The following is a 24,570-nucleotide window of genomic DNA, read 5'->3' as shown; positions in this document are numbered from 1 at the left end:
ATCCGGAATTGTGTCAAGACAAAGAGATAGAGCGGTTCTGCGTTTCGGTGAAACGATGAACCGCTCTAGCGGCTATTTGACCGCCCCGAGCGCCAGCCCCCTGACGAGGTAGCGCTGCAGCCAGATGAACAGGATCGCCACCGGCAAGGTCGCCAGCAACGTGGCGGCCATGACGTGGTGCCATTCGATGGTGTAGCGGCCGGCGACCAGCGAAAACACCTGGATCGGCAGCGTGTAGCTTTCCTGGCTGCGCAGCATCGTGAGCGCCACGACGAATTCGTTCCAGGCGTTGATGAAGGTGAAGATGGCGGTCACCGCGATCGCCGGCAGGCAGAGCGGCAGGAACACCTTGCGCAGGGTCAACCAGCGGCCGGCACCCTCCATCCAGGCCGCTTCCTCGAGATCGCGCGGGATGGTGTCGAAATAGCTTTGCAGCATCCACACCGTGAAGGCGACGTTGAAGGCCATGTAGATGAAGCCGAGCGCAGTGGTGCTTTCGACCAGGCCCCAGGCCGCCATCAGCCGGAACAGGCCGAGCACCAGCACGATCGGCGAGATCATCTGCGAGATCAGCAGGAACTGGCGCAAGGCGCCGTAGCCGGAAAAGCGGAAGCGCGACATCGCATAGGCCGCCGGAACCGAGATCAGGATGGCGCCGACGGTGGCGATAACAGACACGTAGAGCGAATTGAGCAGCGCCTGGCCGAAGCCGGTCGCCACCCACATGTCGGAGAAATTCGACCAGCGGAATTCGCTCGGCCACCAGGTCGGCGACAGCACTTCCTGTCTTGGCTTGACCGCGGTCAGGAACATCACCGCAAAGGGAAAGATCGTCACCACGATCAGCGGCGCCAGCAGCAGCCAGGCAATGATCGAACGCTTCAGCTTACTCGTCATCCGCGTTGCTCCCGCATCGCCAGCCGCACATAGATCATGGTGAAGACCAGCAATATGGCGAACATCACCAGCGAGACCGCGGAAGCTTCGCCCAGTTTGCCGATGCGGAAGGCCAGCTTGTAGAGATGCGTGACCAGGATGTCGGTCGAATTGGCCGGCCCGCCCTGCGTCATCACCCAGATGATCGGGAATGAATTGAAGACGTAGATGGTGTTGAGCACGATGGCGATGTTGATGAACGGTTTCAGCAGCGGAAAGGTGATCTCGCGGAACTGCTGCAGCGGTGTCGCGCCTTCGAGTGCTGCCGCCTCGTAGAGGTCGTCGGGGATCGACGACAGGCCGCCGAGGAAGATCGTCGTCGTGAACGGCACCGTCACCAGGATGCCGATCAGCACCTGCATCGGAAAGGCGGTCTCCGCGCTCGCCAGCCACTGGATGTTGTGGTCGATGAGGCCAAGGCCGATCAGTGCCGAATTCAGCATGCCGCTTTCGCCGCTCAGCGCCCAGCGCCAGACCACGGCGGTCATGGTCAGCGACACCGCCCAGGGCAGCATGATGATGACGCGGGCGATGCCGCGACCATAGAAATCGGTGTTGAGAATCATCGCCACCGGGATCGACAGCAGCAGCGCACCACCGACGACCAGCACCGTCCACTGTCCGGTGCGCCAGAGCGCGGCCATGAAATCGGGGTCGGCAGCGAGCGCCGCGAAATTGGCGAAGTCGTTGAATTCGCGAAGCTGGCCGAAGCGGCTGACTTCATGCGTCGAGATCTGGATCAGGTCCCACACCGGCCAGAAGATGACGACAGCCGCCAGGAACAGGCTGGGCAAGGTCAGGAGATAGGGCAAGAAGCGATTTTGCATCGGCTGACCTAGACCAATTCCAGGAAAAATGTGGAGCGGTTTCCGTCCTGGATTGCGTTGAAAACGGAGAGATAGAGCTGTCAGGCGTTTTCTGTTGAACGATGACCCGCTCCGCGGCGAATTCGAAATTCGCCTCGGAAAAGTGTGGCGCGCCCGATCGTCGGGCGCGCCACGGGCGCGGGAGAGACGCCCTATTTCCTCAGCACTATTTCTTCAGCACTGCATTGGCCTTGGCCGCGGCGTCCTTCAGCGCCGCCTCGGGCTCGGCGCTGCCGAGATAGATCTTCTGCATGGCGTCCGACGTGATCTGGGCGACTTCTTCCCAGCCAGGGATGATCGGTGCGAAGCGGGCGTCGGGCAGCAGGGCGGTGAACGCTGCCAGATCGGCATTGTTCACATAATAGTCCATTTTGGCTTCTTCCTTGTTCACCGGCAGGAAGCCTTCGCCTTGCGTGAACTTGGCGCGCTGCTCGGTGGTGAACAGGAAATCGAGCAGCTTCCAGGCCTCGTCTTTGTTCTTGGAGTTCTTGAACATGATGATGGAATCGGTCACGCCATAGGTGCCGCGCGCACCGGTCGGTCCGGCCGGAATGGCCGCCACGCCATATTTCAGCTTTGGCGCCTCGTCCTTGATCTGGTTGGACAGGAAGGGGGCGGTGATCATCATGCCGACCTTGCCCTGCTTGAACAGGTTTTGCACATCCTCGCGGTTGTTGGAGGTGACGCCCGGCTCGGTCAGGCCTTCGTCGATCATCGCCTTGTAGAGCTTGGCGGCTTCGAGCGCGCCCGGCGTGCCAAGGCCGGAAGTGCCATCCTTGTTGAGGATTTCGGTGCCTTGGGACCACATCGCATAGTAGTAATAGACGTCGGTCTCGATCTCCTTGCCCTGCAGGCCGAAACCGAAGGTGCCGGAACCGAGCGCCTTGATCTTGCGCGCGTCTTCCTGCAGCTCGGTCCAGGTTGCAGGCGGATTGGCGATGCCGGCTTTCTCGAACAGCTCCTTGTTGTAGTACAGCGCGCGCGCCGAGGCCGCGATCGGCAGGCCGTAGGTCTTGCCGTCCATGATCGAAGGCGACAGGAAGGTGTCGATGAAGCGGCCCTTGAAGTCGGGCGTGATGTAGCTGTCGAGCGGCGCGGCGACATCCTGCTGGACGAAATCGATCAGCCAGCGCGTGCCGATGATCGACAGATCCGCATTGGTGCCGGCGGTGATGTCGGTGGTCAGCTTCTGCAGCAGCACTTCCCACGGCACCACTTCGAACTTGACGGTGATGCCGGGGTTTGCCGCCTCGAATTCCTTCTTGACGCTGTCGAAATAAGGGCCAGTCTTGGCGCTGTACTCGGCAACGGTGACGCGCACCTCGCCCGCGTTCGCCTGCGCCGCAAATGCCAGCATGCTCATTCCGGCCATCAGGCCGACAGTCCATTTTGCAAGGCTCATTTGATGTCTCCCGTTTTGATTTTGCGCCTGCGCGCCTCTTCGCGACCGGCGCAGAAGATTTATGTTACTTTCCTACATTATCGATGATTACAGGCCTTGCAAGCGGATTATTCTGTTGCTTAATTACATTTCGTGGACTAGGCCGGATACGATTGTCAGAGCTCCCAGAGGATGATGCACCGTGGTTTCGCAAGCCGAATTCGAAGGTAGGGCCAAGTTCGAAAGCAGGGCCGAGTTCGAAGGCAAGACTGTCGTCGTGACCGGAGCTGGCGGCGGCCTCGGCACCGCCATCGTGGCACTGATGGCGCAACGGGGCGCCAGGGTCATCGGTTGCGACCAGTCCGGCGAAGCGTTGAACAGCCCGCACCTTGCCTCCCGCCATGTCTTCGACCTTCTCGATCGGGCTTCGATGGACGCGGCGATCGCCGCGATCCTCGACCGGGATGGCGTGCCGGACATTCTCATCAACAATGCCGGCTGGACGCGTGCCGAGACGCTTTCCGCCCTCACCTCCGACAAGATCGAGCAGGAACTCGACCTCAACCTGACCGGCGTCATGATGTTCGCCGATCCGCTGATCAAGGCGATGACTACCCAAGGCTCCGGCAGCATCGTCTTCATCTCATCGGTCAATGCAATCGCGCATTTCGGCAATCCCGCCTATGCGGCGGCCAAGGCCGGGATCAACGCCTATGCCAAGGCGATTGCCGTCGAGCTCGGCCGCAGCGGCCTGCGCGCCAATGTGGTTTGCCCCGGATCGATCCGCACTGCCGCCTGGGACCATCGCCTTGCCAAGGATCCTGAAATCCTCGGCAAGCTGCAGCGGCTCTATCCGCTCGGCCGCATCGTCAACGCTTCGGAAGTGGCCGAAGCCGTCGCCTTCCTTGCCTCCGATCGCGCATCGGGCGTAACTGGGGTGGTGATGCCGGTGGACGCTGGCCTGACGGCCGGTTGCCTGCCATTCATCGACGACATATTGGGAGCGTGATCATGACCGACGTCGAGTTCCGCGACCTGTCGAAATCCTTCGGCCAGCACAAGATCCTTGAAAACGTCAGCCTCGACATCAAGAGCGGCGAGTTCGTCGTGCTGGTCGGGCCATCCGGCTGCGGCAAGTCGACCCTGCTGCGCATGCTGGCCGGGCTGGAGACGATCAGCTCCGGCGACCTGTTGATCGGCGGCGTACGCGCCAACGCGCTGCCGCCGCAGCAGCGCAACATCGCCATGGTGTTCCAGTCCTATGCGCTGTTTCCGCATCTGAAGGCGTCGGACAATATCGGCTTTGGCCCGAAGATTCGCGGCGAAGCGCGCGCCACGGTCGATGCAAAGGTCAAGAAGGCGTCCGGCGTCCTCAATCTGTTCTCCTATCTCGACCGCTATCCCCGCCAGCTATCCGGCGGCCAGCGCCAGCGCGTCGCCATGGGCCGCGCCATCGTGCGCGAACCATCGGTGTTCCTGTTCGACGAGCCCTTGTCCAACCTCGACGCGCAATTGCGCGTGCAGATGCGCGTCGAGATCAAGGCGCTGCACCAGCGGCTGAAATCGACGATCGTCTATGTCACTCACGACCAGATCGAGGCCATGACCATGGCCGACCGCATCGTCGTGATGGACCGCGGCAGGATCCAACAGGTCGGCGCGCCGCTGGAGCTCTATGACCGACCGGCCAACAAATTCGTCGCCAGCTTCCTCGGCTCGCCTTCGATGAGTTTTGTTTCCGGTTCTCTCAAGACAACGCCTGAGAACACCTGGTTCGAGTCGACAGGTGGCGGGCGGCTCGCGCTTACCGGCAAGCAGGTGTCGGCGGGTAGTGCGGTGGAGGCCGGCATCCGGCCCGAACATTTTGTTATCGGCGAGGCCGCCGACGCGATGGCGATCAAGGTGGATGTCGTCGAGCCGACCGGCTCCGAAACCCATGTCTATGGCGCCATCGGCACCGACACGGTGCGCGCCGTGTTCCGCGACAGGGTGCCGGTCAGGCCGGGCGACGTGCTGCCGGTGAGCGTCGATCCCGGCAACATCCACCTGTTCGACAAGGCGACGGGTCTGCCCGTATGAAAACACGAATATGAAGACGCCGGCCGACATCATCACACGCCTGCAACTGATGTTGCAGGACGGCACGAAGTCGGATCGCAAGCTGGCCGCCTTCGTGCTTGCCGACCTCGATCTGGTCTCCAAGGCGGCCATCTCGGAAATTGCCGCCCGCGTTGGCGTCAGCGAGCCAACGGTGACCCGGTTCTGCCGCAACCTCGGTTGCGAGGGCCTGCGCGACTTCAAATTCTATCTGGCGCAAGCCATCGCCATCGGCGGCCAGTATCTGTCGCCGGAGCCGTTGAGCCGGGATGCCCGCGAACAGCGCATCGCTTCCGCCATCACCGAGGCAGCGATATCAGCCATCCAGCGCGCCAGCGAAAACCTCGACATGACGACGCTGGTCGCCGTCGCCGCGCGCATCGCCGTCTCCGGCAACGTTCTATGTATCGGGTCGGGCGGCATTTCCTCGATGATGGCGACCGAGATGCAGAACCGGCTGTTCAGATTGGGCGTTTCGGTGCTTGCGCAGATCGACGGGCAACTGCAGCGCATGTACGCCGCCGTTGCCACCCCCGATACCACGCTGATCGCCTTTTCGGTTTCCGGCTATGCCCGATCGGTCATCGATGCGGTGCAGGTCGCCCAGCAGTATGGCGCCACCACCATCGCCATCACGCCGCCTGACTCGGCACTCGCCAAAGTCGCCGACACGGTCATCCATTTCCAGTCGCTCGAGGACGGCAACATCTACAAGCCGACATCGTCGCGCTATGCACTGCTGTCGATCGTCGACATGATCGTCACATCCGTCGCCGAGACGCGCGGACCAAAGGTTTTGGAAAACCTGCGCCGCATCAAGCAGAGCGTGAACACGTTGAAAGTCGACGATCCGCGTTTGCCGCTGGGGGATTGAACCGCCAGGGCATCAGGACTGCTGGCCGAGCGCCTCGATGCCTTTCGCCAGCGTCGCCGGGTCGCCTGCAATGCGCACGGTCTTCAGCCGGGCGGTGCCGCCGGCGACAATCGAGACGGCGGACGCCGACACGCCCAGCGCCTTGGCCAGCAAACGCTCAAGCGCCTGATTGGCGGCGCCGTTTTCCGGCACTGCGCGGACGCGGGCCTTCAGGTGGCTTCGCCCATCCGCCAAGGTCTCGATGCCTTCAAGCCTGTCCAGCGCCGCTTTTGGTGTCAGCCGGACGAACAGGTCGATACCGTCATCGCGCAGGCGGAACGGCGTGCTCATGCAGTCATGGGTTCACAAGACCAGAGGCGCCACTGTGGTGAGCAGGAACTGCCGGAGGAAGAACAGGATCAGCAGGAGGATGATCGGCGAAATGTCGATGCCGCCGAGGTCCGGTATGAAGCGGCGGATCGGTCGCAACGCCGGCTCCGTCAGCCGGAAGAGCATGTTGCCGATGCTGCCGACGAACTGGTTGCGCGAGTTGACGACGTTGAAGGCGTAGAGCCAAGAAAAGATCGCCGAAGCGATGATGACCCACCAATAGAGGTCAAGCGCCATGACGATTGTTTGAATGAGGGCGAGCATGCCGGTCTCCAATTGTTGCCGACATGTAGCCATTGCAGGCGAAACCGGCAAGGGCCGCCGTCCTCCGCGTGCTGGCCTGACGACCGGCAGCCGCGGATTTCGGCAAAACGCCGCCTTGACAGGAAAGCGCGGCGCCCGATAAATGCGCCATCCGCTGGACGGGGCTGTAGCTCAGCTGGGAGAGCGCGTCGTTCGCAATGACGAGGTCAGGAGTTCGATCCTCCTCAGCTCCACCAGCGGATTTTGGCGAACCTTTGGCCACAATACTACTCGGAAAAGCCTCGTGTTGTCCGAGGCTTACACCCTTTGCTCTTTGGTTCGGCCGTAACTGAGTCCAGATCTCGAGGCCTTCTGCAGGTGTATTTGCTTCCCGTCTCCCCGGGTCCATTTCCGTGCCCACAATTTTCCAAGGAAGATGCGAAGCAGACCTTTCGACAACCCCCGCAGGCTGCCGGTCACCTCAGTCGAAACTTCTCCTAAACTGGCCCTTTGAATTTGAATCGTAGATCGACCGTCCGCAAGAAGGTTTGCTTCCTCGCTGTTTCATTCCTGGTCGTCATCCATAAGGATTCGCTCGGCCGCCCCGTCGAGATCGTCATACTGTCCTGAACGCAGCGCCCACATGAAGGCGGCGAGCCCTGCAAGGCCCATCAGAATTGCGATCGGCACGAGAACGGACAGGTAGCTCATGATCCTGTAGCCATCGCTTGAATGTTGGCGTGAGTCGATGCGGCTTGCCAGCGGGGCGGTTTTCGAGATGGGCGATTGCTGAGACGAAGAGCGTTGGACACAACGACAATCGAAGACAGCGACATCGCGACCGCTGCCACAAGTGGAGTCACGTGGCCGAGGATGGCGACCGGTACCGCGATGATGTTGTAGCCGATCGCCAGGGTGAAATTCTGGCGAATCAGGATTCCTGCATTGCGCGAGATTTCGAGAGCGTCCGTCACAGCCGAAAGACTCGGGTGCAAGAAGACGAAGTCCGCGGCGTTGCGGCCGACATCGGCTGCCGTCGCGGGCGCCATAGACACGTGCGCGGCCGCAAGCGCTGGAGCATCGTTCAGGCCGTCGCCGACCATCAGAATCGTGCTTCCGGCCTTGCGCAGTTCGGCGATGCGCGCAACTTTTCCGGATGGAAGCAGTTCCGGCATGAAGCTGTCGATCCGGAGAGATGACGCAAGTTCTTCGACGACAAGTCGTCGGTCCCCAGAGAGGATTCCGACAGCAAGGCCTTGCCGCTGCAACCGGCTCACCGTCTCTCGAACATCAGGACGATTGCCGTCCTCGAATACGAAGCTGGCCAACGGCGCGCCGTCTTTCACGAGGAGCGAAACGGAGAAAGCGCGCTCATCGGAAATTGCGGCTTTGCGGCCAAGCGCCCAGTCCGGTCGGCCGATGCGATAGATATTGTTTCCCGCTCGCGCTTCCACTCCACAGCCCGGATGTTCTGAAATCCGGTCGAACTCCGGAAATGCCTGACCGTTTTGTACAGCGTCCGAGATCGCCGCAGACATTGGATGCCTGGAACGGGCGACGATCGCCGCCGCGATTCCCAGGGCATACGGCTCGATGTCGCTGGCGTTGACGAGGCGCGGCTTTCCAAGTGTCAGGGTTCCCGTCTTGTCGAAAAGCACGGTGTCGACTTCCGCAAGCCGCTCCAGCGCCGAGCCGTCCTTGACCATGATACCTTTCTCGAAGAGGCGGCGCGCGGCCACGACCTGTACGATCGGCACGGCAAGGCCCAGCGCGCAGGGGCAGGTGATGATCAGGACGGCTATCGCGATCGTGACCGATGCGTGCCAATCGCCGGTAGCCGATATCCAGCCGAGGAACGACAGCAGGGCCATCACGTGCACCACCGGAGAATAGAGGGCGGCGGCCCGGTCGGCCAGCCGGCGGTAACGCGCCCGTCCGCCCTCGGCTGCCTCCATCATCCGGACCATTTCGGCAATGAATGAGCTGTCCGCACGCGCAATGGTCCTGACCGTCAACGGACCCGTAAGGTTCGTCAACCCTGCCTGGATCATGGTCCCTGGTCCGGCGTGCTTGGGTGCGGCCTCGCCCGAAACCAGCGAGCAATCGAGTTCGGAAGCGCCTTCCGTCACCACCCCGTCGAGCGGGATTCGATCACCAGCGGCAACGAGTAGGGACGCTCCGGGCTCGATCTCGCCAACCGGGACGTAGCGCCGCTGGCCATCGGCTTCGATGATCGTTGCGCCTGCAGGCGCCAGCCTGGCCAGGCCAGCCACCGCCGAGCGGGCCTTTTCACGCATCAAATGGTCGAGTGTACGGCCGATCAGCAGGAAGAACAGAAGCGAAGTCGCAGCATCGAAATATGCATGAGTGGCGTTGTGGACCGTGTCGTAGAGGCTAAGTGCGAAGGCAAGCGTCACACCGACCGAAATCGGCACGTCCATATTGGTCCGTCGCTGGCGAAGCGCAGACCACGCAGAGGCATGGAAAATCCGCCCCGAGTAGATCAAGGCAGGCAGCGCAAGCACCGCCGATATCAAGTGGAAGGCTTGACGTGTGCCCGCATCGGCGCCCGACCACACAGACACGGACAGAATCATGATGTTCATTGCCGAGAACCCGGCAACTGCGAGCGCCCGGATGAGCCGCGAATACTCAGGATCGCGCGGATCGGATTCGATCGAGAATACATGTGCATCGTAGCCGGCGGCGCGCAGAGCCCCGATCAGATCGGGCGAGCTGATTTCCGCCGCACGCCAATTCACCGTGACGCGCTTCATGGAGAGGTTCACGCGGGCAAATTCCACACCGGGCAATGTCAACAGGGTACTTTCGACCGTTGCGATGCAGGCCGCGCAATGAATACCGGGAACCGAAAGAGCGGATTGGCGGGCGCCGTTACCGAGATCACGACTGGCCAGCCGGATTTCCTCCGCCGGGTTCGACCCGGCATCAATCCCGGCGATCGACAACGCGGCCTCCGCACCGGGCGCGCAACAGGTCATGGGTCAGCAGCCTTTTGCGGCCTGAGCATAGCCGACGTCATTTGATTGCCTTGTAGGCGTGCCAGGTAGCGTGCCCGAGCAGTGGAAAGACGACGATCAGGCCGATCATTGCTGTCAGCAGGCCGACCGCGGTCAGCGCAAGCACAATCGCTCCCCAAGCGATCATGACAGGCCGATTGTTCCAGACGCGGGAAATGCTCATGCCCATTGCCGTAAAAGCGTCCGTCCGCTCGTCGAGGAGCATCGGCACCGAGAAAACGCTGATCGCAAAGGAAAACGCCGCGAAAACCCCGCCGACGACGGTGCCCGTGGCGAGCATGGCCCATCCGATGCCCGTGGTGAATAGCATCGAAGCAACATGGTCGAGGCCTGGAAACGGCCGCAAACCGAAGAACAGCGCATAGATAATGACTGCGGCTCGCATCCACAGCAAGGCCAGCCCCAGCATGATGACGCCGGTGAACAGGACCTGGGCGCCGGAGGCCGGCCTGACGAAGATCATGCGCTGCAGCGAAACCGGCTCGCCGGCCTCGATCAGCCGGCTCTTTTCGTAGAGACCTATGGCGACGAGCGGACCGACGACCATGAAGGCAGCGATGGCGGGAAACAGGATGTAGTCGAGACCGAGGAAGAAAAGGCCTCCGACGATCGCGACTGAAACGATGAACACAGCGAGGCCGTAGGCGAGGCTGGAACCCGGCTCTGCCATGAGGTCACGCCAACCGGCGCGCAGCCAGCCGAGGGCGGCGCCGGCTGGAAGATGGCGATTGCGGGCCCCCACGTAGGTAGGGCCATCCGCTGTCAAATCGACATTGCCCATTGTGATGTTCCTTCCTGCCCTGCCTGGTTCATTGCCGTGTTCGCAAGGCCCTAGCAAGCCGGATCGGCGGCTTGGTAGAGGCCTCCCGGAATGGCGGCTCGTGACACCTTGCTGTGTGGAACGCAGTCCGGCTGCGACATGAATGCCACGTAGAGGAAATGCGCGTTTGCAACGGTGAATGTGGCAAGTCCAGCGGCAACCAAGGCGACCGCCAAGGCCTTGCCGCGCGAGAATGCCCGTGGAGCGATCCCTGCTTCTGTTTTTTCAGCGGCGACCGTCACGATCTTTTCTCCGAAAGTGACAGGACATAAAGTGCGAGGATCTTGCGCTGGGTCGTCGAAAGGCGCTGCTCCCAGGACGGCATCTGTCCTTGGTGCCCCGAATAGATCGACGTGTGGATCGACTGGCTATCTCCCCCATAGATCCAATTGGCATCGGTGAGATCAGGAGCGCCTACGTCTTGTTTGCCTTTGGCATCCTCGCCATGACAGGCAACACAGTTCGCGACAAAGACTTCCTTTCCGCGAGAAACGGCCTCAGGCGAAGCGACGGTGGGTTCGGTCGACCCGCCGAGAGACTGAACGTAGGCACGCACATCGTTGATCTGCGCTAGGCTGAGGATTCCGTCACGGCCGAAGGCGAGCATCTGCGAGACCCGTGTTTCGTCATGCGCCGAATTGATCCCAACGCGCAGCGTTTCGACGATCGTCTCTGGATTGCCGCCCCACAGCCATGCGGCTGCCGTCAGGTCGGGAAAACCCTTACCTCCTGTGCCACGAGCTCCGTGGCACGCCGCGCAATTGTCCTTGAAGAGCGTCGCTCCGGCTTCGCGCACGGTTTCCATCAGCGCGGGGTCCGCCCTGATCGCCGGGAAATCCATCTCGTCAATCCGCTTCGTCCATACTGCGCGTTCGGCGGTGGCCTCTTCGACCTGACGTTCGACCGTCGTTTTCTGATCGACCCCAAGCAGGCCCTTCGTGTAGGTCCGCCCCAAGGGCCAAGCAGGCATAAGGATCCAGTATCCCACCGCGAACAGGGTCGTGAGGACGAGAAACAAGATCACGACCCGCGGTACCGGAGTGTAGAGCTCCTTTATGCCGTTCCATTCATGACCCGTCGTCAGCTGCCCGGTGACGGGATCGCGTTCGCCTACTTCCATGGCTTGTCGTCCTCATCGAGGATGTTCTTCTTGGCCGCGTGGAACCGCTCTAAGTTCGAAGGCCAGAAAACATAGATCAGGACGCCAACTGCCATAGCGATCAGGTAGAACAGCCCCCAGCTCTTCGTGAAGCCGACGACGGTGTCATGGTCGAAGTTCATTTTGCAGGCTCCGCGGCTGCCGCCTGTTTGTAGGCAGCGTCGGTGAGATGGCCCATGATCTGGAGATAGGCGACCAGCGCATCCATTTCCGTGATGGTTCCCGGATCGCCGTCAAAAGCCCTGACCTGCGTTGCCTGCCCGTAGCGCTTGACAACGCCGGCGGCGAAATCACCGTCCGGAGCGGCCTGGCCGAGAGCATCCTGGGTCGCGTTGGCAATCATGTCGTCCGTATAGGGAACGCCGACGTCCCTGAGAGCGGCCAAATGCTCGCCGAGGTCGTCGATGCGCAGGGCGTTGCGCTGCAGCCAGCCATATTTCGGCATGACGGATTCCGGCACGACGTCGCGGGGATTGATCAGGTGGGCGACCTGCCAGGCGTCAGAATATTTGCCGCCGATGCGGGCCAGATCCGGTCCCGTGCGCTTTGATCCCCACAACATCGGATGATCGTATTTAGATTCAACGGCGAGCGAATAAGGACCGTAGCGTTCGACCTCGTCGCGCAGTGTTCGGATCATTTGAGAATGGCAGGCGTAGCAACCTTCGCGCGTGTAGATGTCGCGCCCAGCCTGCTCCAGCGGGGTGTAGAGCCGCATGTCCTGCACGTTCTCGACCGTGTCGTCGATCGTGAACAGTGGAGCGATCTCGACAAAGCCGCCAATGCTGGCGACGACGACGATGGCCAGAACGAAGCCCATGGCGTTGCGTTCAATCTTGCGATGAAATTCGGCCATGTCCTACTCCCCCGGCGCGGACGCGAGCCTGGGCTCGGGGAGGTCTGCGGACTCAGAGGCGACCTCCGCCTCGCCACCGATCGTCATCCAGATGTTGTAGGAACCGACGATAGCGCCCATAAGGAACAGAAGACCGCCAAAGGCGCGCGCGATGTAGTAGGGATGCATGGCGACCATGGACTCCACAAAGGAGTAGGTCAGCGTTCCGTTCTCGTTGTAGGTCCGCCACATCAGGCCTTGGATGATGCCCGAATTCCACATCGCGAAGACGTAGATAACCGTTCCGATAATGGCCAACCAGAAATGGACTTCGACCAGCCGCGCTGAATACATACGCTCGCGCTTCCAGAGCCACGGAACAATACAGTAGATCGAGCCGAACGTTATCAGCGCGACCCACCCAAGCGCGCCGGCGTGTACATGTCCGACGGTCCAGTCAGTGTAGTGGGATAGCGAGTTGACCGGGCGAATGGCCAAGAACGACCCCTCGAACGTGGTCAGTCCGTAAAAGACCGCCGCGGCCATCATGAAGCGCAGGGTCGCATCGTCGCGGACCTTGTGCCAGGCGCCGTTGAGCGTGGCGAGTGCGTTTCCGGCCGAAGCCCAGGAAGGTACCAGCAGGATCAGCGAGAAGGTCATGCCTAGCGTCTGAACCCATTGTGGCAACGCCGTGTAAAGCAGGTGGTGGGAACCCGCCCACATGTACATGAAGGTGATGCCCCAGAAACTGATAATGGAAAGCCTGTAGGAATAGATAGGCCGCCCGGCCCTCTTTGGCAGGTAGTAATACATCATGCCGAGAAAGCCGGCCGTAAGGAAGAACGCGACGGCGTTGTGGCCGTACCACCATTGAACCATCGCATCCTGGACACCTGAAAAGACGGAATAGCTCTTGGCGTGTCCGAACGATACCGGGACGGCAAGATTGTTCACGATGTGGAGGATCGCAACAACCAGGATGAAGGCCATATAGTACCAATTGGCGACATAGATGTGCGGTTCCTTCCGCCGCGCCAGCGTGCGGATGTAGATGGCAAAATACGTTACCCAGACGACGACCAGCCAGATATCAGCATACCATTCAGGCTCGGCGTATTCCTTCGATTGTGTCACGCCCATGAAGTAGCCGGTCGCCGCGACCACGCAGAACAGATTGTAGCCGATGAGCACGAACCATGGGCTGAACTGGTCCGGCAGCCGCGCCCGGGACGTGCGCTGGAGAACGTGGAAGGAGGTGGCGATCAGCGCGTTGCCGCCAAACCCGAAGATGACGGCGCTGGTATGGGCGGGGCGCAGGCGGCCGAAGCTCGCCCACGCTGCATCGAAGGTCAGGTCCGGCCACGCGAGCAGGCTTGCGACCCAAACGCCGAGGAACATGCCGACCACCGCCCAGGCCATCGTCAGCACAATGCCGACCTTGCTGGGGTCGTCATAGTAATGCTCCAGCCGTTCTGGAGACGGCTCCGGTGCGTAATACGCGCCGAGCACCACAAAAATGAGACCACAGCAAATTGCCAAAACGATGAAGCCATGCACGCCGATTGGGTCTGCGCGCCCGGCGGCAGCCATGGCCAGCCCTAGGAGGGCGACAAGCGAGAGAACAACGATCGCAAGCTGGCGTTCGCCTGTTGTGAGCTGTGCAACCATATCAAGTGTCCCCCACTTGGTTGAACACAAATACGCCTACGTGCATTTCATATGATCCCCTTGTTACCGCATTGTCCAGAATAGTTTCGGCTGCCCGGCACCACTGGATCGCCCGCCCGTCAAGCTGCCGCTGCCTCATCCGCTTTCATTTGAAGGCGGACCGCACTGCCAACTGATTAGAGCCCAGGACGGTGCGTAATTGAGCGCCCTTCCTTGCCGAGGAGTTACGCGCTATGTTGAGAACCCATAACTGACATCAACAAGGTCGCTCGATTAACGAGCGCTGGCAAAGCGGCGTGAGAACTCCCTCGGTCGTTGCAGTCCAACGCCTCGATGTGGTCGCAGGTCTGACGGCCGCAGCCGTCGTCCTGCCTAAGGCGATGGCCTACGCGACGGTTGCGGGCCTGCCGGTAAGTATCGGGCTTTACACGGCGTTCGTGCCGATGATCGTCTATGCGCTGCTGGGCACATCGCGCGTCCTGAGTGTAAGCTCTACGACCACACTTGCGATCCTCGCCGGGACACAGCTCGGGCTCGCAGTTCCGGACGGTGACCCGGGCAGGCTGATCACCGCGACTGCGACGCTCACCGCGCTGACCGGAGCCCTGCTGATCGGGGCCTCCGTGCTTCGCCTCGGGTTCATCGCCAATTTCATCTCGTCTCCCGTTCTAACCGGCTTCAAGGCCGGCATCGGCCTTGTGATCGTACTCGATCAGGTGCCGAAGCTGCTTGGCGTGCACATTGCGAAGGAAGGCTTCCTCCGCGACATTTTGAGTGTGGCGCACCATTTGCCCGACATGTCGGTGCTCACTCTGATCATCGCCATCGCGGCAATACTCGCGCTGTTGGCCATGGAGCGGCTTTGGCCCCATTCGCCAGCTCCCCTGGTCGTGGTGAGTGCCGGGATCGTGCTTTCGTGGTTCCTTGGCTTGGATTCCTTGGGTGTTGCCACCGTGGGGTTCATTCCACAGTCGCTCCCGTCGGTCACCTTGCCCAGTCTCAGCCTTGTCCAGCAACTCTTGCCCGGCGCTCTCGGCATCGCATTGATGAGCTTCACCGAAACGATCGCCGCCGGCCGAGCCTTTGCCGACCCCGCCGAGCCACCCATCAAGCCCGACCGCGAGCTTCTTGCAACTGGCGCCGCCAACCTGGCAGGCGCTTTGTTCGGCGCCATGCCGGCGGGGGGTGGTACCTCCCAGACCGCCGTGGTCCGCGCGGTCGGCGGACACACGCAGATGGCGTCGCTCGTCACGGCCGCCGCCGCAGCGGCCACCATGCTGCTGCTTGCCCCTCTGCTCAGCCTGTTGCCGCAGTCCGTGCTGGCGGCAATCGTGATCGTCTACTCGATTGGACTAATTCAGCCGGCCGAGTTCATCTCCATCCGCAAGGTCCGGCGAATGGAGTTTCGATGGGCGCTGGCGGCCTTCCTTGGCGTGCTTGCTTTCGGCACGCTCCAGGGCATCGTCGTGGCGATTGTCCTGTCGCTGGCGGGCTTGGCCAGTCAGGCGGCGAACCCAAACGTCTACGTTATCGGCCGCAAACGGGGGGCCGACGTACTCCGGCCGTTGTCGTCCGAGCACCCGGACGACGAGACATTCGAGGGCCTGTTGATCCTTCGGCCTGAGGGACGGCTCTTCTTCGCCAATGCTCAACGGGTCGCGGATCGGATCCAGACCCTGGTCGCCGAGCACAAGCCGCGTGTCCTCGCGCTCGACATGAGCCGGGTTTTCGACATCGAGTATTCAGCCCTCCAGATGTTGATGGAGGGTGAACGCCGCATGACTGCGCAAGGCGTGACGTGTTGGCTGGTAGGGCTGAACCCCAGCGTACTTGAATACATCCGGGCCTCAGGCTTCGCCAATCGGCTGGGACCCGAGCGCCTATTTTCCAATGTACGGGCGGCCATTCAGCATTATACGACGCGTTTCAACCAAGACTAATTAGGCACCCATTGGCGCTTGTGTCAGACATGTCGGTCGCGGTGCCGAGTTACTTCCAGAAGGGGCGGATCTCATCCAGGTTTTCCCACAAGGTTTTTGCGCCGGCCCAGCCGAATTCGGCACGCGCCTGGCTCGCCCCGATCACCCATCCGATGGCGCGTTGCGCGGTCGGATCGCCGGCGCCGTGCGCTTCCGGCCCCGTCAACATGGCTCTGACCATCGCCGCGTCGTTCAGGTCGCCGCAGACCGCCTGAAGTTTCTTCAATTGCTTCAGGAACTGTTCAACACGTTTCGCCGGGTACAAGGGAGAGAAGAACTCAACCGTATAGCGCAGCGTCTTCAGCTCTTTCCGCAGGTCGTGGCGTTGCTCAACCGTCAAGGTCTCAAGTCCGTGCGCGCGCTTGCTAACCTTTTTCCAGCGCTTGCTGAGTGCCTTGCCGGCCAACTCGACGACCGGCGCTGCAAGCCGCTCGGTCTGGCCAAAATCCTGAGGAACGAGCCAGCCTCGCGCCTCCACGAACCGCGCCAGGTCGATCAGGAACGCCTGCACGCGCGCCTCGGGGAGAAGCTTGCGAAGGTGATCACGCTGCCGCCCCGCCTGCTGCGAGAGAGCATCGGCCAGGGGCGGCAAACCCGGTTCATCCACGTGGGCCTCGGCCTCCCGTCGCACGATGTCGTTCGCCACCACGTCGATATCCCTAAGACGCCCGACCTCCTGACCAAGCCAGCGGGCTTCCATGTTGAGCCGCGTCATTTCCGGGCTCTTCAGAACGGAAACGCAGGCAGAGAACGCGCTTCGCAATCGGCGCAGGCCGATCCGCAACTGATGCGGCCCTTCGGGATCGTCCAGCTTCCGGATGACCACGACATTCGTGGCGATCTGCTCGAGGCACTCGCGAAGGACGTCGCGTGCCGCCTGCTCGGCGATCTGAGCCCGATCGAGCGCAACGTCCTCGGCATTGCGGGGCGCGAGCGGCGGGTCGATCCATCCCTGTTCCGCGAGGAGATAGCCGCGCGCCGCCTTGGAAAGGCAGGAGAACCTCAGGCCCCCGTCAGGAAACAGTAGATGCGCGATGTCGAAAAGTCCGCCCAGGCTGCCCTCGATGAGTTCGATCTCGAGTTCACGCAACTCGGCCGAGCGCTCCCCCGCGTGGATTTCGCCGATGTCTATTGCCAGTTCCGCACGCGTGCCGTCCTCAAGGGACAGCTCGCTGACGGAACGCCTGATCACGGTCTCGCAGACGGGCTCAAGCGGCGCGCCGTTCACGCGGCGAATGACCTCCTCCCGGACCGCTGCGTCGGGAATCGCTTCGAGACATGGCCGTCCGCCCGGAGCCGGATTCTCCACCTCGCCAACCTGCGACAAGCCGCCATGCAGCTCTGGCTTGGTCTTGACGGTCTGTATCCAACGTCGCCCGTCGCGCCGGAGTCTGAGCGCGACTCCTGCCTTCTTCAGCGCATGACCAGGGGTGTCGAGATAGATGCTTCTGAGCGTCCTGGTTTTCGGGTGGCCAGTAGCCAGCTTAAGCGCCTTCACGCGCGCGCTCAGTTGGGTCGACGTCGGTTCGTCGAGGAGAAATTTTAACTCGATCTCGCTCATGGCTGATTGTTGTCAGGCCTTTTACAAATCTGTAGACTTAGTTTACGCTAATAAAATTACTATGCCAGCTAAGGATTCAACCCGGTGGGCGTTCGCCTTCCCGTGCCTGCAAGCCTTTCCGGTTATCAACTGGGCTGGCTGCGAAGCGATGTTTCCGCCGGGCTTGCAGTTGCCGCGGTTGGGCTTCCCAGTGCCATCGCCTACCCCGCGATAGCGGGCCTGCCGCCAGAGACCGGCATCTACGCGAGTATCGCGCCGCTGGTGGCCTACGCGATCTTTGGCCCCTCGCGTCAGCTCATAGTCGGCCCGGACGCGGCTACGATGACGGTGCTCGCGGCGGTTTTAGTTGCCGTTACAGCGAGCGTGCCAGTCGGACTCGAAGTGGACCGAACAGCGGTCGCAGCAGTCCTTGCACTTGGCGTTGGGCTGTTGTGCCTGGCGGCGTGGGTGCTTCGGCTCGGCGTTCTTGCGACCTTCCTCTCGCGCCCCATTCTGACGGGGTTCTTCATCGGTATTTCGTTTTCGATCCTGATCGGGCAAATCGGTCGCTTCACCGGAGTCAAGATCGAGGCGGAAGGCCTGCTCGGACCGGTCCTCGAACTTCTGCGCAAGGCCGGATCGATACATTGGCAGTCTCTCCTGCTGGCCATGGGGATGTTCGGTTTGTTGCAGATCGTACGGATCATGCGTTTTCCGGTTCCCGGGCCAGTGCTGGTTGTAGTCCTCGCCGTAGTGCTTTCAGCCGTCTTCGACTTTGAAGGACGCGGCATTGCCGTAGTCGGCGATATTCCGACAGGGTTGCCCTCGTTGTCGTTGCCAGCGATTGCTGGCCTTCCGATCCAGACGCTGGTCCTCGGCGCTGCGGCGATCTTCGTCGTGAGCTACGGCGCCGGCATCATTACAGCCCGCAGCTTTGGGGCAATAGGCGGCTACCCGGTCGATCCAAATCGCGAGCTCATCGGATTTGGCGCTGCGAACATAGGCGCGAGCCTTTTCGGCGCCTTCCCGGTTACGGCCTCCGACTCGCGCACGGCGGTTAACTTGTCCGTTGGCGGACGCTCGCAAGTTTCGAGCATCGTGGCTGCCGCGGCCCTGATCGCGACACTGCTGTTTCTCGGGCAGACCCTAAGGATTATCCCGATCCCTGCGCTCGGGGCGATTCTTGCGGCTACTGCAATCAGCCTGATCGATCTCGCGGCCCTTAGGCAGATTTGGCGCATCAGCCGCATGGAGTTCGTCTTCGCGCTGATCGCGATGTGGGGTCCGATCGGTCTGGGCGTGCTCAACGGGGTCGTCATCGCGATCGGTGCGACGCTCGTCTATGTTCTGCGCAAGCTGATGTTTCCCCGCGACGCCATGCTCGGCCGTGTTCCAGGCCATGACGGCTTCTACAAACTGCATCGAACGCCCGAGGCCCGTCAGGTGCCCGGCCTTGCTGTTTGCCTTGTCCAGGGCAGCCTGCTGTTCTTCAACACCGATTACGTCGCATCGCGGCTGCGGTCCATTGCCGAGGAATTGCCGATCGACACCCGCTGGCTGCTGATCGATGCAAGTGCAATTTCCCAGATCGACAGCTCGGCAGCGGCAATGCTGGAGGAGCTATTTGACGAATTGCGCAATCGCGGGATCAGGTTTGGCCTAGCGGACCTTCATGCCGAAGCGCGGGACATCCTTGTTCGGGCCGGCGTGATCGAGCACATCGGCTCAGACATGGTTTTCGACATTCTCGAAGACGCGTATCATGCGTTCGAGGCCCGCGCATGATAGTTCAAGGAATTTGCACCGTGTGAGTTGTGTTGAAGGGAGGAACCCATGGGTAAGAAGAAGAACAAGTCGGCCGTCGTATCTGAGCATGTGGAGGAAAAATCGGAAGGGAAAAATTATGCGAAAGAACTCGCCCGGTTGCATGTTGAGCTTGCTCACCTTCAGGCTTGGGTGAAGAAGACTGGCGCCCGCATCGCAATCGTTTTCGAGGGCCGTGACGCCGCCGGGAAAGGGGGAGTGATCAAGCGCCTGACCGAGCGGGTCAGCCCGCGGGTGTTCCGGGTCGTCGCGCTGCCGGCGCCGACCGATCGGGAGAAGACCCAACTCTATATGCAGCGCTACTTCGCGCACTTTCCTGCGGCAGGCGAGGTCGTCATATTCGACCGCTCCTGGTACAACCGTCCCGGCGTCGAACGCGTCATGGGTTTCTGCAGCGACAAGCAGGCGCGACGCTTTCTCGAACAGGTGCCGACTCTTGAGGCCGCCATTGTAGAAGGCGGCGTAACGTTGCTCAAATACTTCCTCGATGTGAGTGAGGAAGAGCAGGAACGGCGTTTCCGGCAGCGTGCCGACGACCCCCTTCGGCAGTGGAAACTGAGCCCGATGGATGTTGAGTCATACAATCGTTGGTGGGAGTACACCCACGCCTACAACGAAATGATCCGTGCAACAGACACAAGGCATGCGCCTTGGTGGATCGTGCCGTCGAACGACAAGAAGAGCGCGCGCATCAACTGCATCTCGCACATTCTGAGCTCAATCCCCTATGAGCACGTCGAGTTCGAAAAACCGAACTTCAGCAAACGCCAAAAGCGACCCGACGACTTCGTGGACGATGCAACTCCGCGCAACGTGGTGCCGGACGTGTCCTGACCAGCCACTTCAGAAACCACCACTGGTTTTTATTTGCGTTCCGGCGCCCAATTGAGGAAGAGGCCGATGTCACCAGGAACTCCGCCCGGGAAGTTAATAACCATGGCTTTGAGCTTGTAACCTTGCGGCTTCCCAATGTCCAGGTAGCGCTGGTAGAATTGCTTGGCTTTACCCTGGAGGGTTTCCGTCCATTGCGGATCAGAGCTGTTGATGGCTCGGCCGCTGTCGGTACACAGGTCCGAAGGGAAGCTGTATACTAGTGCTTCGTACTTGCCATTCTTGACAGCGTTCATCACCAGGCGGCGGACCATTGCGATTTCATCGTCGTTCACTTGGTCCTTCAGGAAACTGTTCGTAAACTTCGTGAGTTCCTCATTCTCTCTCGCTCGCAGTTTTTCCTGCTTGTCTACCTCTGCCATCTGCTCCTTCAGAAGAGCCAATCGCAGTTGCTCAGCACTTGGCGGGGCTGCACTTGTGTCTACGTCTTTGGCCATTTGCTCCCTCCACCGAACCGTCCGAGAATTGAACACCAAAGCCGTCGTCGGCCTCGTTCGTTGGGCTCAATTCATGTCACCCAACCGCAAGACGCAAATCAGCATGGGTAGTCGACTAAGGCAGGCTGCCAGCCGCGCGTTTAAGGGGATCGGCCGCCGCGGCAAGAAGTCTTGTCTTCGCAATCAGCTACCATTCCATAATGGCATCTGGGGACATCAAGGTCAATTCGCGACAGGCGGCAGACTGTGCCGCGACAGAGATGCCGCTACGACCGGTCGCTTGATCGTCGACGCGGTGCGCTACGCCATCGAGGTGCAGGCCGCCATGCTCGAACGCAATGCAGGTGTTACGATCGAGCGCCCTATTGAGTTTCGCATCGGAATCCACACAGGAGACGTCGTTGAGGAGAGCGACGGCGACCTCATGGTGACGGCGTCAACATCGCGGCGCGCCTAGAAGGCGTCGTTACCGCGGTTCGAACGCTACCTGCAAGCACAGACCGTTCCTAACAAGGCCGCCGCCAAGCTGATATGCGACTACTTCCGGGTCGATGGAGCTGAACTGTACCGGGATCCCGGTGTCCCCGAGCCCAGGGGGCGTGGCCTGCCGCCAATTTCCGAGAGCCTGTTCCCTCAGATGATCCGCCCTCCCAGTCCATCGATCGCGGGAGGCACCTATTTCGTCTATTTTTTCGATTCCGCACCGCCCCGACCCGTTGATGCGATCGGTGACCTTCGTGCGGCGCGAAGCCGAAACTGGTCACCTTCAGAAGGGTCACCGGACGGTCGGAACGGCGGGGATCGGCATGGGCACAGGCGCGCGGCAACCACCATGGGGAGGCGAACTTGCGTCTGAACTGGATCTATTTCAGCGGCATCAACCGCCGCCAGACTGGCGAGCCGTCGCTGATCTCCGTGCAATAGGCCCCCATCTCCGAACCGACGCTGACGGGCAAGGCCATGCTTCTGACCGAGGCTTGGCCGGCATTCGTGTCCGTCATCATGCGGCGCGACATATCCAACATCCGCCCGAGGCACGCCATCAGCATGGAAAATGTCGTCAGGCTCGGCCATTCGAGCGTCGACCAGCTGGTGGTCAGCCTCACCCGGGACGGGCTAAGCCCTCCCGGCCACGCTGTTTACGCTAAATAAGAATAAAAATGCACCAAAAGAGCGCATACCAACGATTGTCAAACTCTGCATCTGAACAAAATCGATATTTTACACTTAACCGCCAGGAAAGATAAGTCGCAAGACCGCCTTTTGCGCGCTACTTTACTATAATTTTAACAAACCATTAACTCTTTCGACCTTACCTTTCTTGTCGTGGATCCCCGTTTTTAGGGTCTTTCAACGGATCCCATGAGGGTCAAGAAGGGATGAAAATGGCCAAGAAAGCGACCCCCGCTCCGAAGCTGACGATTGCCGCCGGCACGCAGACTGTCTTCTTTTCGCAGGCCGGGATATCGGCCAGAACATGATGCCTGCGGCGACCAATCATGGCCCGTCGGCATGCCCCACCGCCGCGCTCGGTCATTCGGCGATCAACCGCTTGCTTGGTCTCGTTCGCCTCGCCGATGCGCCGATCTATGACCATATCGACACCGCAGACTGCCCACCTCCGGTGGGTCGGTCGATTAATTAGTCGGCTAAATATGTCAGTGACGCGTTCCCTGAGTTCCACCAGATGACAGGAGAAGCACGTGCCAAACCAATCCTTACGTCAGTCGGAGATCGATAGTCTTCAATACATCTCGTCGATGACCAATGAGCTCGTGCAGATGGCTGAAGCAAACCGCTTTCCCATGATCTCCTATCTGCTGGGCATGGCCTATGCCGAAGCCTTCGACGTCCTTCGCGGCGCACGGCCGGCCAGGCATCCGCAGCTCAGCGGCAACCCGCTGCACCCCAAGGCGCAGCCAAAAGACAATCGCGCTCACGCAAGGAGAGCGTAGCCGCATGCAAGCGCCAGCCGCATGCGCGGCGGCAGGTTCGACCCGTTGGGAGACACTGTGCGCGTTGCAAAGCCTGCTGCCGCTGCTGAAAAGAGCCGCCGCAGATCTCGGCAGCGCCGACATGGTCTCCTGGTTCGAACAGGCCGATACCGTGGTCGCCAACATCATCAAGGGCAGGCCGTCCGATGCGGCCGCCATTGCGGCCTTGATTGCATTTGCAGGCCGGCCTCATCTGAATATCAACAGACCTTAGTTGCGCAGGCTGAACACGAATGGTGCCGTGCGGCTTTGGCGCGCGCCAAGTTCCGACGGCGGTGCCGGCACGGTGGCGCCTTGCAACACGGCGAGCGCAGCACGGTCCAGATCGGCATCCCCGGAGGAACGGGTGAGCCTGGCAGACAGGACCCGGCCGGACGAGTCGACCGTGAAGGCGACATATGGCTTGCCTTCCACGCCTCGGGCCTTGGCTGAACTGGGATAGCGCGTGTGCCGCTTGATCCAGGCCCCCAGGCGGGAGTCCCATTTGCTGGAATCGCCGGACCGCGATACCGATTCCGCCGACTTCGGCGCGGCCGTCCTGGCGGCCGGCCTCGCATCGGCGCTGGCGATGCTCGCCGTGTTCGGCGGCGCCGCCGTCTCCTTCCTCGGCCGCGGTTTTGGTCTGTCGACAGGCTTTTTCGCCTTGGCCTCGACCGGTTTCTTGTCCTTGGGGGCCTCGACCGGCTTGGGTTGTGGCAATGGAATAGCCCCGTCGGGTGCGACGGCCTCGACAATATCGGGGACGACCTCATCCGGCGACGGCTGGTCGACCTGTTCAGCCACCTCGGTCCGGGTGGGTTCGGTCTCATCGGGCGGGACGACTTGCCGCTGTTCGACAACCGGCTGTGCCTTCTCGACCAGTTCGGGCGTCGGCTCGGTCTGATCGGGTGTCACCGCGTCCAGCACGGCCACCTGTTCCTCGACCGCCGGCATCACCACCATCGCCGCCATCTCGATCACCTGGGCCGGTGGCGGGCCACCATCGGCTTCGTCAACCATGCTGAAGGTCTGCACGGCATAGGCGACCGCGACATGGGCTCCAAGGACCAGCGCGGCCGCACCCGCCCACAAGCCAAGGTCGCGCCGGCTGAAGCGCGACAACTCGACCAAGGGCAAGGCGGCCACTTGCGTCATGGCACTGCTGCTCTGGTGGTGGCGGGCGCCGGGGCGTCGGCCGCGGGACCCGTTTCCAGGCCGACCAGCGCAATCTTCAGATAGCCCGCTCCGCGCAGCAGGTTCATCGCCTCCATCAGGTCGCCATAGGCCACCGCCTTGTCGGCGCGCAGGAAGATGCGCGTTTGCTTGTCGCCCTTCGTCCTGCTGTCCAACGTGGCGGCGAAAGCCAGGCGCGGGACGCTGTCGTTGCCGATCGCCAGCGTCAGATCGTCCTTCAGCGTCAGGAACAACGGTGTTTCCGGCCGCGGCGCGGGCGTAGCGGTCGAGCCCGGAAGATCGACATTGACATCCACCGTCGCCAGCGGTGCGGCGACCATGAAGATGATCAACAGCACCAGGATGACATCGATGAACGGGGTGACGTTGATCTCGTGGCTTTCCTCGAGATCGTCGTCCATGGTCTGTCGGATTCTGCTTGCCATCGCCTTGCTCCGCTAGCC

26 protein-coding genes, 1 tRNA gene and 1 pseudogene are annotated in these 24,570 nt (G+C 61.3%); 10 read left to right on the top strand and 18 right to left on the bottom strand.

From position 1 onward, the window contains the following. Positions 1-72: 72 nt before the first annotated feature. The 3 genes from AC1DYW_RS21875 to AC1DYW_RS21865 form a co-directional block, all read right to left on the bottom strand. Complete coding sequence (locus AC1DYW_RS21875; RefSeq protein ID WP_477227604.1) at positions 73-897, bottom strand: carbohydrate ABC transporter permease; 825 nt, start codon at positions 895-897, stop codon at positions 73-75. Beyond that, positions 894-1,763 carry a carbohydrate ABC transporter permease gene (locus AC1DYW_RS21870; protein ID WP_477227603.1) on the bottom strand — a complete coding sequence of 290 codons (870 nt, stop codon included), beginning with the start codon at positions 1,761-1,763 and terminating at the stop codon, positions 894-896. Before AC1DYW_RS21870 ends, AC1DYW_RS21875 begins: the two co-directional genes overlap by 4 nt. Positions 1,764-1,968: 205 nt before the next feature. Beyond that, entirely contained in the window at positions 1,969-3,204 is a 1,236-nt protein-coding gene (locus AC1DYW_RS21865; RefSeq protein WP_477227602.1) for an ABC transporter substrate-binding protein, read from the bottom strand. A gap of 181 nt (positions 3,205-3,385) precedes the next feature. On the opposite strand from AC1DYW_RS21865, the gene AC1DYW_RS21860 reads away from it, so the two are divergent. From AC1DYW_RS21860 to AC1DYW_RS21850, 3 genes are read left to right on the top strand one after another with little or no spacing between them, the layout of a single operon-like run. Next, the gene (locus AC1DYW_RS21860) at positions 3,386-4,192 is read left to right on the top strand and encodes an SDR family oxidoreductase (protein WP_477227601.1); all 807 of its coding nucleotides are present in this window, start codon (positions 3,386-3,388) and stop codon (positions 4,190-4,192) included. A gap of 2 nt (positions 4,193-4,194) precedes the next feature. Then, positions 4,195-5,262: an ABC transporter ATP-binding protein gene (locus AC1DYW_RS21855; protein WP_457150629.1), complete on the top strand. Its 1,068-nt coding sequence runs from the start codon at positions 4,195-4,197 to the stop codon at positions 5,260-5,262. A gap of 10 nt (positions 5,263-5,272) precedes the next feature. Beyond that, positions 5,273-6,154, top strand: a complete 882-nt coding sequence (locus tag AC1DYW_RS21850) for a MurR/RpiR family transcriptional regulator (protein ID WP_457150630.1) — start codon at positions 5,273-5,275, stop codon at positions 6,152-6,154. Between the two features lie 12 nt (positions 6,155-6,166). On the opposite strand, the gene AC1DYW_RS21845 is transcribed toward AC1DYW_RS21850, so the two are convergent. Both AC1DYW_RS21845 and AC1DYW_RS21840 read right to left on the bottom strand, forming a co-directional pair. Then, positions 6,167-6,484: a DUF167 domain-containing protein gene (locus AC1DYW_RS21845; protein ID WP_457150631.1), complete on the bottom strand. Its 318-nt coding sequence runs from the start codon at positions 6,482-6,484 to the stop codon at positions 6,167-6,169. 12 nt (positions 6,485-6,496) lie between these two features. Beyond that, positions 6,497-6,787 carry a YggT family protein gene (locus AC1DYW_RS21840; RefSeq protein WP_095084411.1) on the bottom strand — a complete coding sequence of 97 codons (291 nt, stop codon included), beginning with the start codon at positions 6,785-6,787 and terminating at the stop codon, positions 6,497-6,499. A 160-nt stretch (positions 6,788-6,947) separates the two neighbouring features. Between AC1DYW_RS21840 and AC1DYW_RS21835 the strand changes: the two genes are divergently transcribed. After that, positions 6,948-7,023, top strand: a tRNA-Ala gene (locus AC1DYW_RS21835). A 307-nt stretch (positions 7,024-7,330) separates the two neighbouring features. On the opposite strand, the gene ccoS is transcribed toward AC1DYW_RS21835, so the two are convergent. From ccoS to ccoN, 8 genes are read right to left on the bottom strand one after another with little or no spacing between them, the layout of a single operon-like run. Then, a complete protein-coding gene (ccoS, locus tag AC1DYW_RS21830; RefSeq protein ID WP_095084125.1) occupies positions 7,331-7,477 on the bottom strand; it encodes a cbb3-type cytochrome oxidase assembly protein CcoS in 147 nt (48 codons plus the stop codon). After that, the gene (locus AC1DYW_RS21825) at positions 7,474-9,768 is read right to left on the bottom strand and encodes a cation-translocating P-type ATPase (RefSeq protein WP_457150632.1); all 2,295 of its coding nucleotides are present in this window, start codon (positions 9,766-9,768) and stop codon (positions 7,474-7,476) included. The genes ccoS and AC1DYW_RS21825 overlap by 4 nt, the downstream gene beginning before the upstream one ends. 37 nt (positions 9,769-9,805) lie before the next feature. Beyond that, on the bottom strand, positions 9,806-10,588 hold the full coding sequence (locus tag AC1DYW_RS21820; RefSeq protein WP_095084123.1) for a DUF2189 domain-containing protein: 783 nt from the start codon (positions 10,586-10,588) through the stop codon (positions 9,806-9,808). Positions 10,589-10,638: 50 nt separating this feature from the next. Beyond that, the gene (locus AC1DYW_RS21815; RefSeq protein ID WP_245331065.1) at positions 10,639-10,869 is read right to left on the bottom strand and encodes a hypothetical protein; all 231 of its coding nucleotides are present in this window, start codon (positions 10,867-10,869) and stop codon (positions 10,639-10,641) included. Beyond that, positions 10,866-11,747, bottom strand: a complete 882-nt coding sequence (gene ccoP, locus AC1DYW_RS21810; protein WP_477227600.1) for a cytochrome-c oxidase, cbb3-type subunit III — start codon at positions 11,745-11,747, stop codon at positions 10,866-10,868. Before ccoP ends, AC1DYW_RS21815 begins: the two co-directional genes overlap by 4 nt. Further along, complete coding sequence (locus AC1DYW_RS21805) at positions 11,738-11,908, bottom strand: cbb3-type cytochrome c oxidase subunit 3 (RefSeq protein ID WP_095084121.1); 171 nt, start codon at positions 11,906-11,908, stop codon at positions 11,738-11,740. The genes ccoP and AC1DYW_RS21805 overlap by 10 nt, the downstream gene beginning before the upstream one ends. Then, positions 11,905-12,642: a cytochrome-c oxidase, cbb3-type subunit II gene (gene ccoO, locus AC1DYW_RS21800; protein ID WP_095084120.1), complete on the bottom strand. Its 738-nt coding sequence runs from the start codon at positions 12,640-12,642 to the stop codon at positions 11,905-11,907. Before ccoO ends, AC1DYW_RS21805 begins: the two co-directional genes overlap by 4 nt. Before the next feature lie 3 nt (positions 12,643-12,645). After that, the gene (ccoN, locus tag AC1DYW_RS21795; RefSeq protein WP_477227599.1) at positions 12,646-14,289 is read right to left on the bottom strand and encodes a cytochrome-c oxidase, cbb3-type subunit I; all 1,644 of its coding nucleotides are present in this window, start codon (positions 14,287-14,289) and stop codon (positions 12,646-12,648) included. A gap of 296 nt (positions 14,290-14,585) precedes the next feature. On the opposite strand from ccoN, the gene AC1DYW_RS21790 reads away from it, so the two are divergent. Then, the gene (locus AC1DYW_RS21790) at positions 14,586-16,229 is read left to right on the top strand and encodes a SulP family inorganic anion transporter (protein WP_477227598.1); all 1,644 of its coding nucleotides are present in this window, start codon (positions 14,586-14,588) and stop codon (positions 16,227-16,229) included. 49 nt (positions 16,230-16,278) lie between these two features. Here the strand turns inward: AC1DYW_RS21790 and AC1DYW_RS21785 are convergent, their stop codons facing one another. Then, positions 16,279-17,829 carry a CYTH and CHAD domain-containing protein gene (locus tag AC1DYW_RS21785; protein ID WP_477227597.1) on the bottom strand — a complete coding sequence of 517 codons (1,551 nt, stop codon included), beginning with the start codon at positions 17,827-17,829 and terminating at the stop codon, positions 16,279-16,281. An 84-nt stretch (positions 17,830-17,913) separates the two neighbouring features. Here AC1DYW_RS21785 and AC1DYW_RS21780 point away from each other — a divergent pair, with 84 nt between their 5' ends. Next, positions 17,914-19,593, top strand: coding sequence for a SulP family inorganic anion transporter (locus AC1DYW_RS21780; RefSeq protein WP_477227596.1), 1,680 nt, complete (start codon positions 17,914-17,916; stop codon positions 19,591-19,593). A gap of 48 nt (positions 19,594-19,641) precedes the next feature. Next, positions 19,642-20,466 (top strand): polyphosphate kinase 2, encoded by an 825-nt coding sequence (ppk2, locus tag AC1DYW_RS21775; RefSeq protein WP_457154169.1) that lies wholly within the window; start codon positions 19,642-19,644, stop codon positions 20,464-20,466. Positions 20,467-20,495: 29 nt separating this feature from the next. Here the strand turns inward: ppk2 and AC1DYW_RS21770 are convergent, their stop codons facing one another. Continuing rightward, entirely contained in the window at positions 20,496-20,960 is a 465-nt protein-coding gene (locus AC1DYW_RS21770) for a histidine kinase (RefSeq protein WP_425352276.1), read from the bottom strand. Between the two features lie 277 nt (positions 20,961-21,237). Between AC1DYW_RS21770 and AC1DYW_RS21765 the strand changes: the two are divergent. Then, a pseudogene (locus AC1DYW_RS21765) lies at positions 21,238-21,434 on the top strand (adenylate/guanylate cyclase domain-containing protein); the annotation flags it as partial. 389 nt (positions 21,435-21,823) lie between these two features. Here AC1DYW_RS21765 and AC1DYW_RS21760 read toward each other — a convergent pair. Further along, on the bottom strand, positions 21,824-21,964 hold the full coding sequence (locus AC1DYW_RS21760) for a hypothetical protein (RefSeq protein WP_457153731.1): 141 nt from the start codon (positions 21,962-21,964) through the stop codon (positions 21,824-21,826). A gap of 699 nt (positions 21,965-22,663) precedes the next feature. Here AC1DYW_RS21760 and AC1DYW_RS21755 point away from each other — a divergent pair. Together AC1DYW_RS21755 and AC1DYW_RS21750 are read left to right on the top strand one after the other, a co-directional pair. Continuing rightward, a complete protein-coding gene (locus AC1DYW_RS21755) occupies positions 22,664-22,915 on the top strand; it encodes a hypothetical protein (protein WP_457153733.1) in 252 nt (83 codons plus the stop codon). Positions 22,916-22,979: 64 nt separating this feature from the next. After that, the gene (locus AC1DYW_RS21750; protein ID WP_457153734.1) at positions 22,980-23,168 is read left to right on the top strand and encodes a hypothetical protein; all 189 of its coding nucleotides are present in this window, start codon (positions 22,980-22,982) and stop codon (positions 23,166-23,168) included. Here the strand turns inward: AC1DYW_RS21750 and AC1DYW_RS21745 are convergent. Then, positions 23,165-24,088 carry a TonB family protein gene (locus tag AC1DYW_RS21745; RefSeq protein WP_457153735.1) on the bottom strand — a complete coding sequence of 308 codons (924 nt, stop codon included), beginning with the start codon at positions 24,086-24,088 and terminating at the stop codon, positions 23,165-23,167. The genes AC1DYW_RS21750 and AC1DYW_RS21745 overlap by 4 nt on opposite strands. Further along, positions 24,085-24,552, bottom strand: a complete 468-nt coding sequence (gene exbD, locus AC1DYW_RS21740; protein WP_457153736.1) for a TonB system transport protein ExbD — start codon at positions 24,550-24,552, stop codon at positions 24,085-24,087. The genes AC1DYW_RS21745 and exbD overlap by 4 nt, the downstream gene beginning before the upstream one ends. Between the last annotated feature and the right edge of the window lie 18 nt (positions 24,553-24,570).

The sequence above is a fragment of the Mesorhizobium sp. P2_D5 genome (genome assembly GCF_056404355.1).
This window is presented reverse-complemented; position numbering and strand designations above follow the sequence as displayed.

What these genes read in the sequence shown, in the direction of transcription:
- ppk2 (WP_457154169.1), top strand. Translation starts at nt 19,642, where the DNA reads ATGGGTAAGAAGAAGAACAAGTCGGCCGTCGTATCTGAGCATGTGGAG.
- AC1DYW_RS21875 (WP_477227604.1), bottom strand. Translation starts at nt 897, where the DNA reads ATGACGAGTAAGCTGAAGCGTTCGATCATTGCCTGGCTGCTGCTGGCG.
- AC1DYW_RS21855 (WP_457150629.1), top strand. Translation starts at nt 4,195, where the DNA reads ATGACCGACGTCGAGTTCCGCGACCTGTCGAAATCCTTCGGCCAGCAC.
- AC1DYW_RS21850 (WP_457150630.1), top strand. Translation starts at nt 5,273, where the DNA reads ATGAAGACGCCGGCCGACATCATCACACGCCTGCAACTGATGTTGCAG.
- ccoN (WP_477227599.1), bottom strand. Translation starts at nt 14,289, where the DNA reads ATGGTTGCACAGCTCACAACAGGCGAACGCCAGCTTGCGATCGTTGTT.
- exbD (WP_457153736.1), bottom strand. Translation starts at nt 24,552, where the DNA reads ATGGCAAGCAGAATCCGACAGACCATGGACGACGATCTCGAGGAAAGC.
- ccoO (WP_095084120.1), bottom strand. Translation starts at nt 12,642, where the DNA reads ATGGCCGAATTTCATCGCAAGATTGAACGCAACGCCATGGGCTTCGTT.
- AC1DYW_RS21770 (WP_425352276.1), bottom strand. Translation starts at nt 20,960, where the DNA reads ATGGCCAAAGACGTAGACACAAGTGCAGCCCCGCCAAGTGCTGAGCAA.
- AC1DYW_RS21760 (WP_457153731.1), bottom strand. Translation starts at nt 21,964, where the DNA reads ATGATGACGGACACGAATGCCGGCCAAGCCTCGGTCAGAAGCATGGCC.
- AC1DYW_RS21840 (WP_095084411.1), bottom strand. Translation starts at nt 6,787, where the DNA reads ATGCTCGCCCTCATTCAAACAATCGTCATGGCGCTTGACCTCTATTGG.
- AC1DYW_RS21870 (WP_477227603.1), bottom strand. Translation starts at nt 1,763, where the DNA reads ATGCAAAATCGCTTCTTGCCCTATCTCCTGACCTTGCCCAGCCTGTTC.
- AC1DYW_RS21785 (WP_477227597.1), bottom strand. Translation starts at nt 17,829, where the DNA reads ATGAGCGAGATCGAGTTAAAATTTCTCCTCGACGAACCGACGTCGACC.
- AC1DYW_RS21825 (WP_457150632.1), bottom strand. Translation starts at nt 9,768, where the DNA reads ATGACCTGTTGCGCGCCCGGTGCGGAGGCCGCGTTGTCGATCGCCGGG.
- AC1DYW_RS21845 (WP_457150631.1), bottom strand. Translation starts at nt 6,484, where the DNA reads ATGAGCACGCCGTTCCGCCTGCGCGATGACGGTATCGACCTGTTCGTC.
- AC1DYW_RS21805 (WP_095084121.1), bottom strand. Translation starts at nt 11,908, where the DNA reads ATGAACTTCGACCATGACACCGTCGTCGGCTTCACGAAGAGCTGGGGG.
- ccoS (WP_095084125.1), bottom strand. Translation starts at nt 7,477, where the DNA reads ATGAGCTACCTGTCCGTTCTCGTGCCGATCGCAATTCTGATGGGCCTT.
- ccoP (WP_477227600.1), bottom strand. Translation starts at nt 11,747, where the DNA reads ATGGAAGTAGGCGAACGCGATCCCGTCACCGGGCAGCTGACGACGGGT.
- AC1DYW_RS21865 (WP_477227602.1), bottom strand. Translation starts at nt 3,204, where the DNA reads ATGAGCCTTGCAAAATGGACTGTCGGCCTGATGGCCGGAATGAGCATG.
- AC1DYW_RS21820 (WP_095084123.1), bottom strand. Translation starts at nt 10,588, where the DNA reads ATGGGCAATGTCGATTTGACAGCGGATGGCCCTACCTACGTGGGGGCC.
- AC1DYW_RS21745 (WP_457153735.1), bottom strand. Translation starts at nt 24,088, where the DNA reads ATGACGCAAGTGGCCGCCTTGCCCTTGGTCGAGTTGTCGCGCTTCAGC.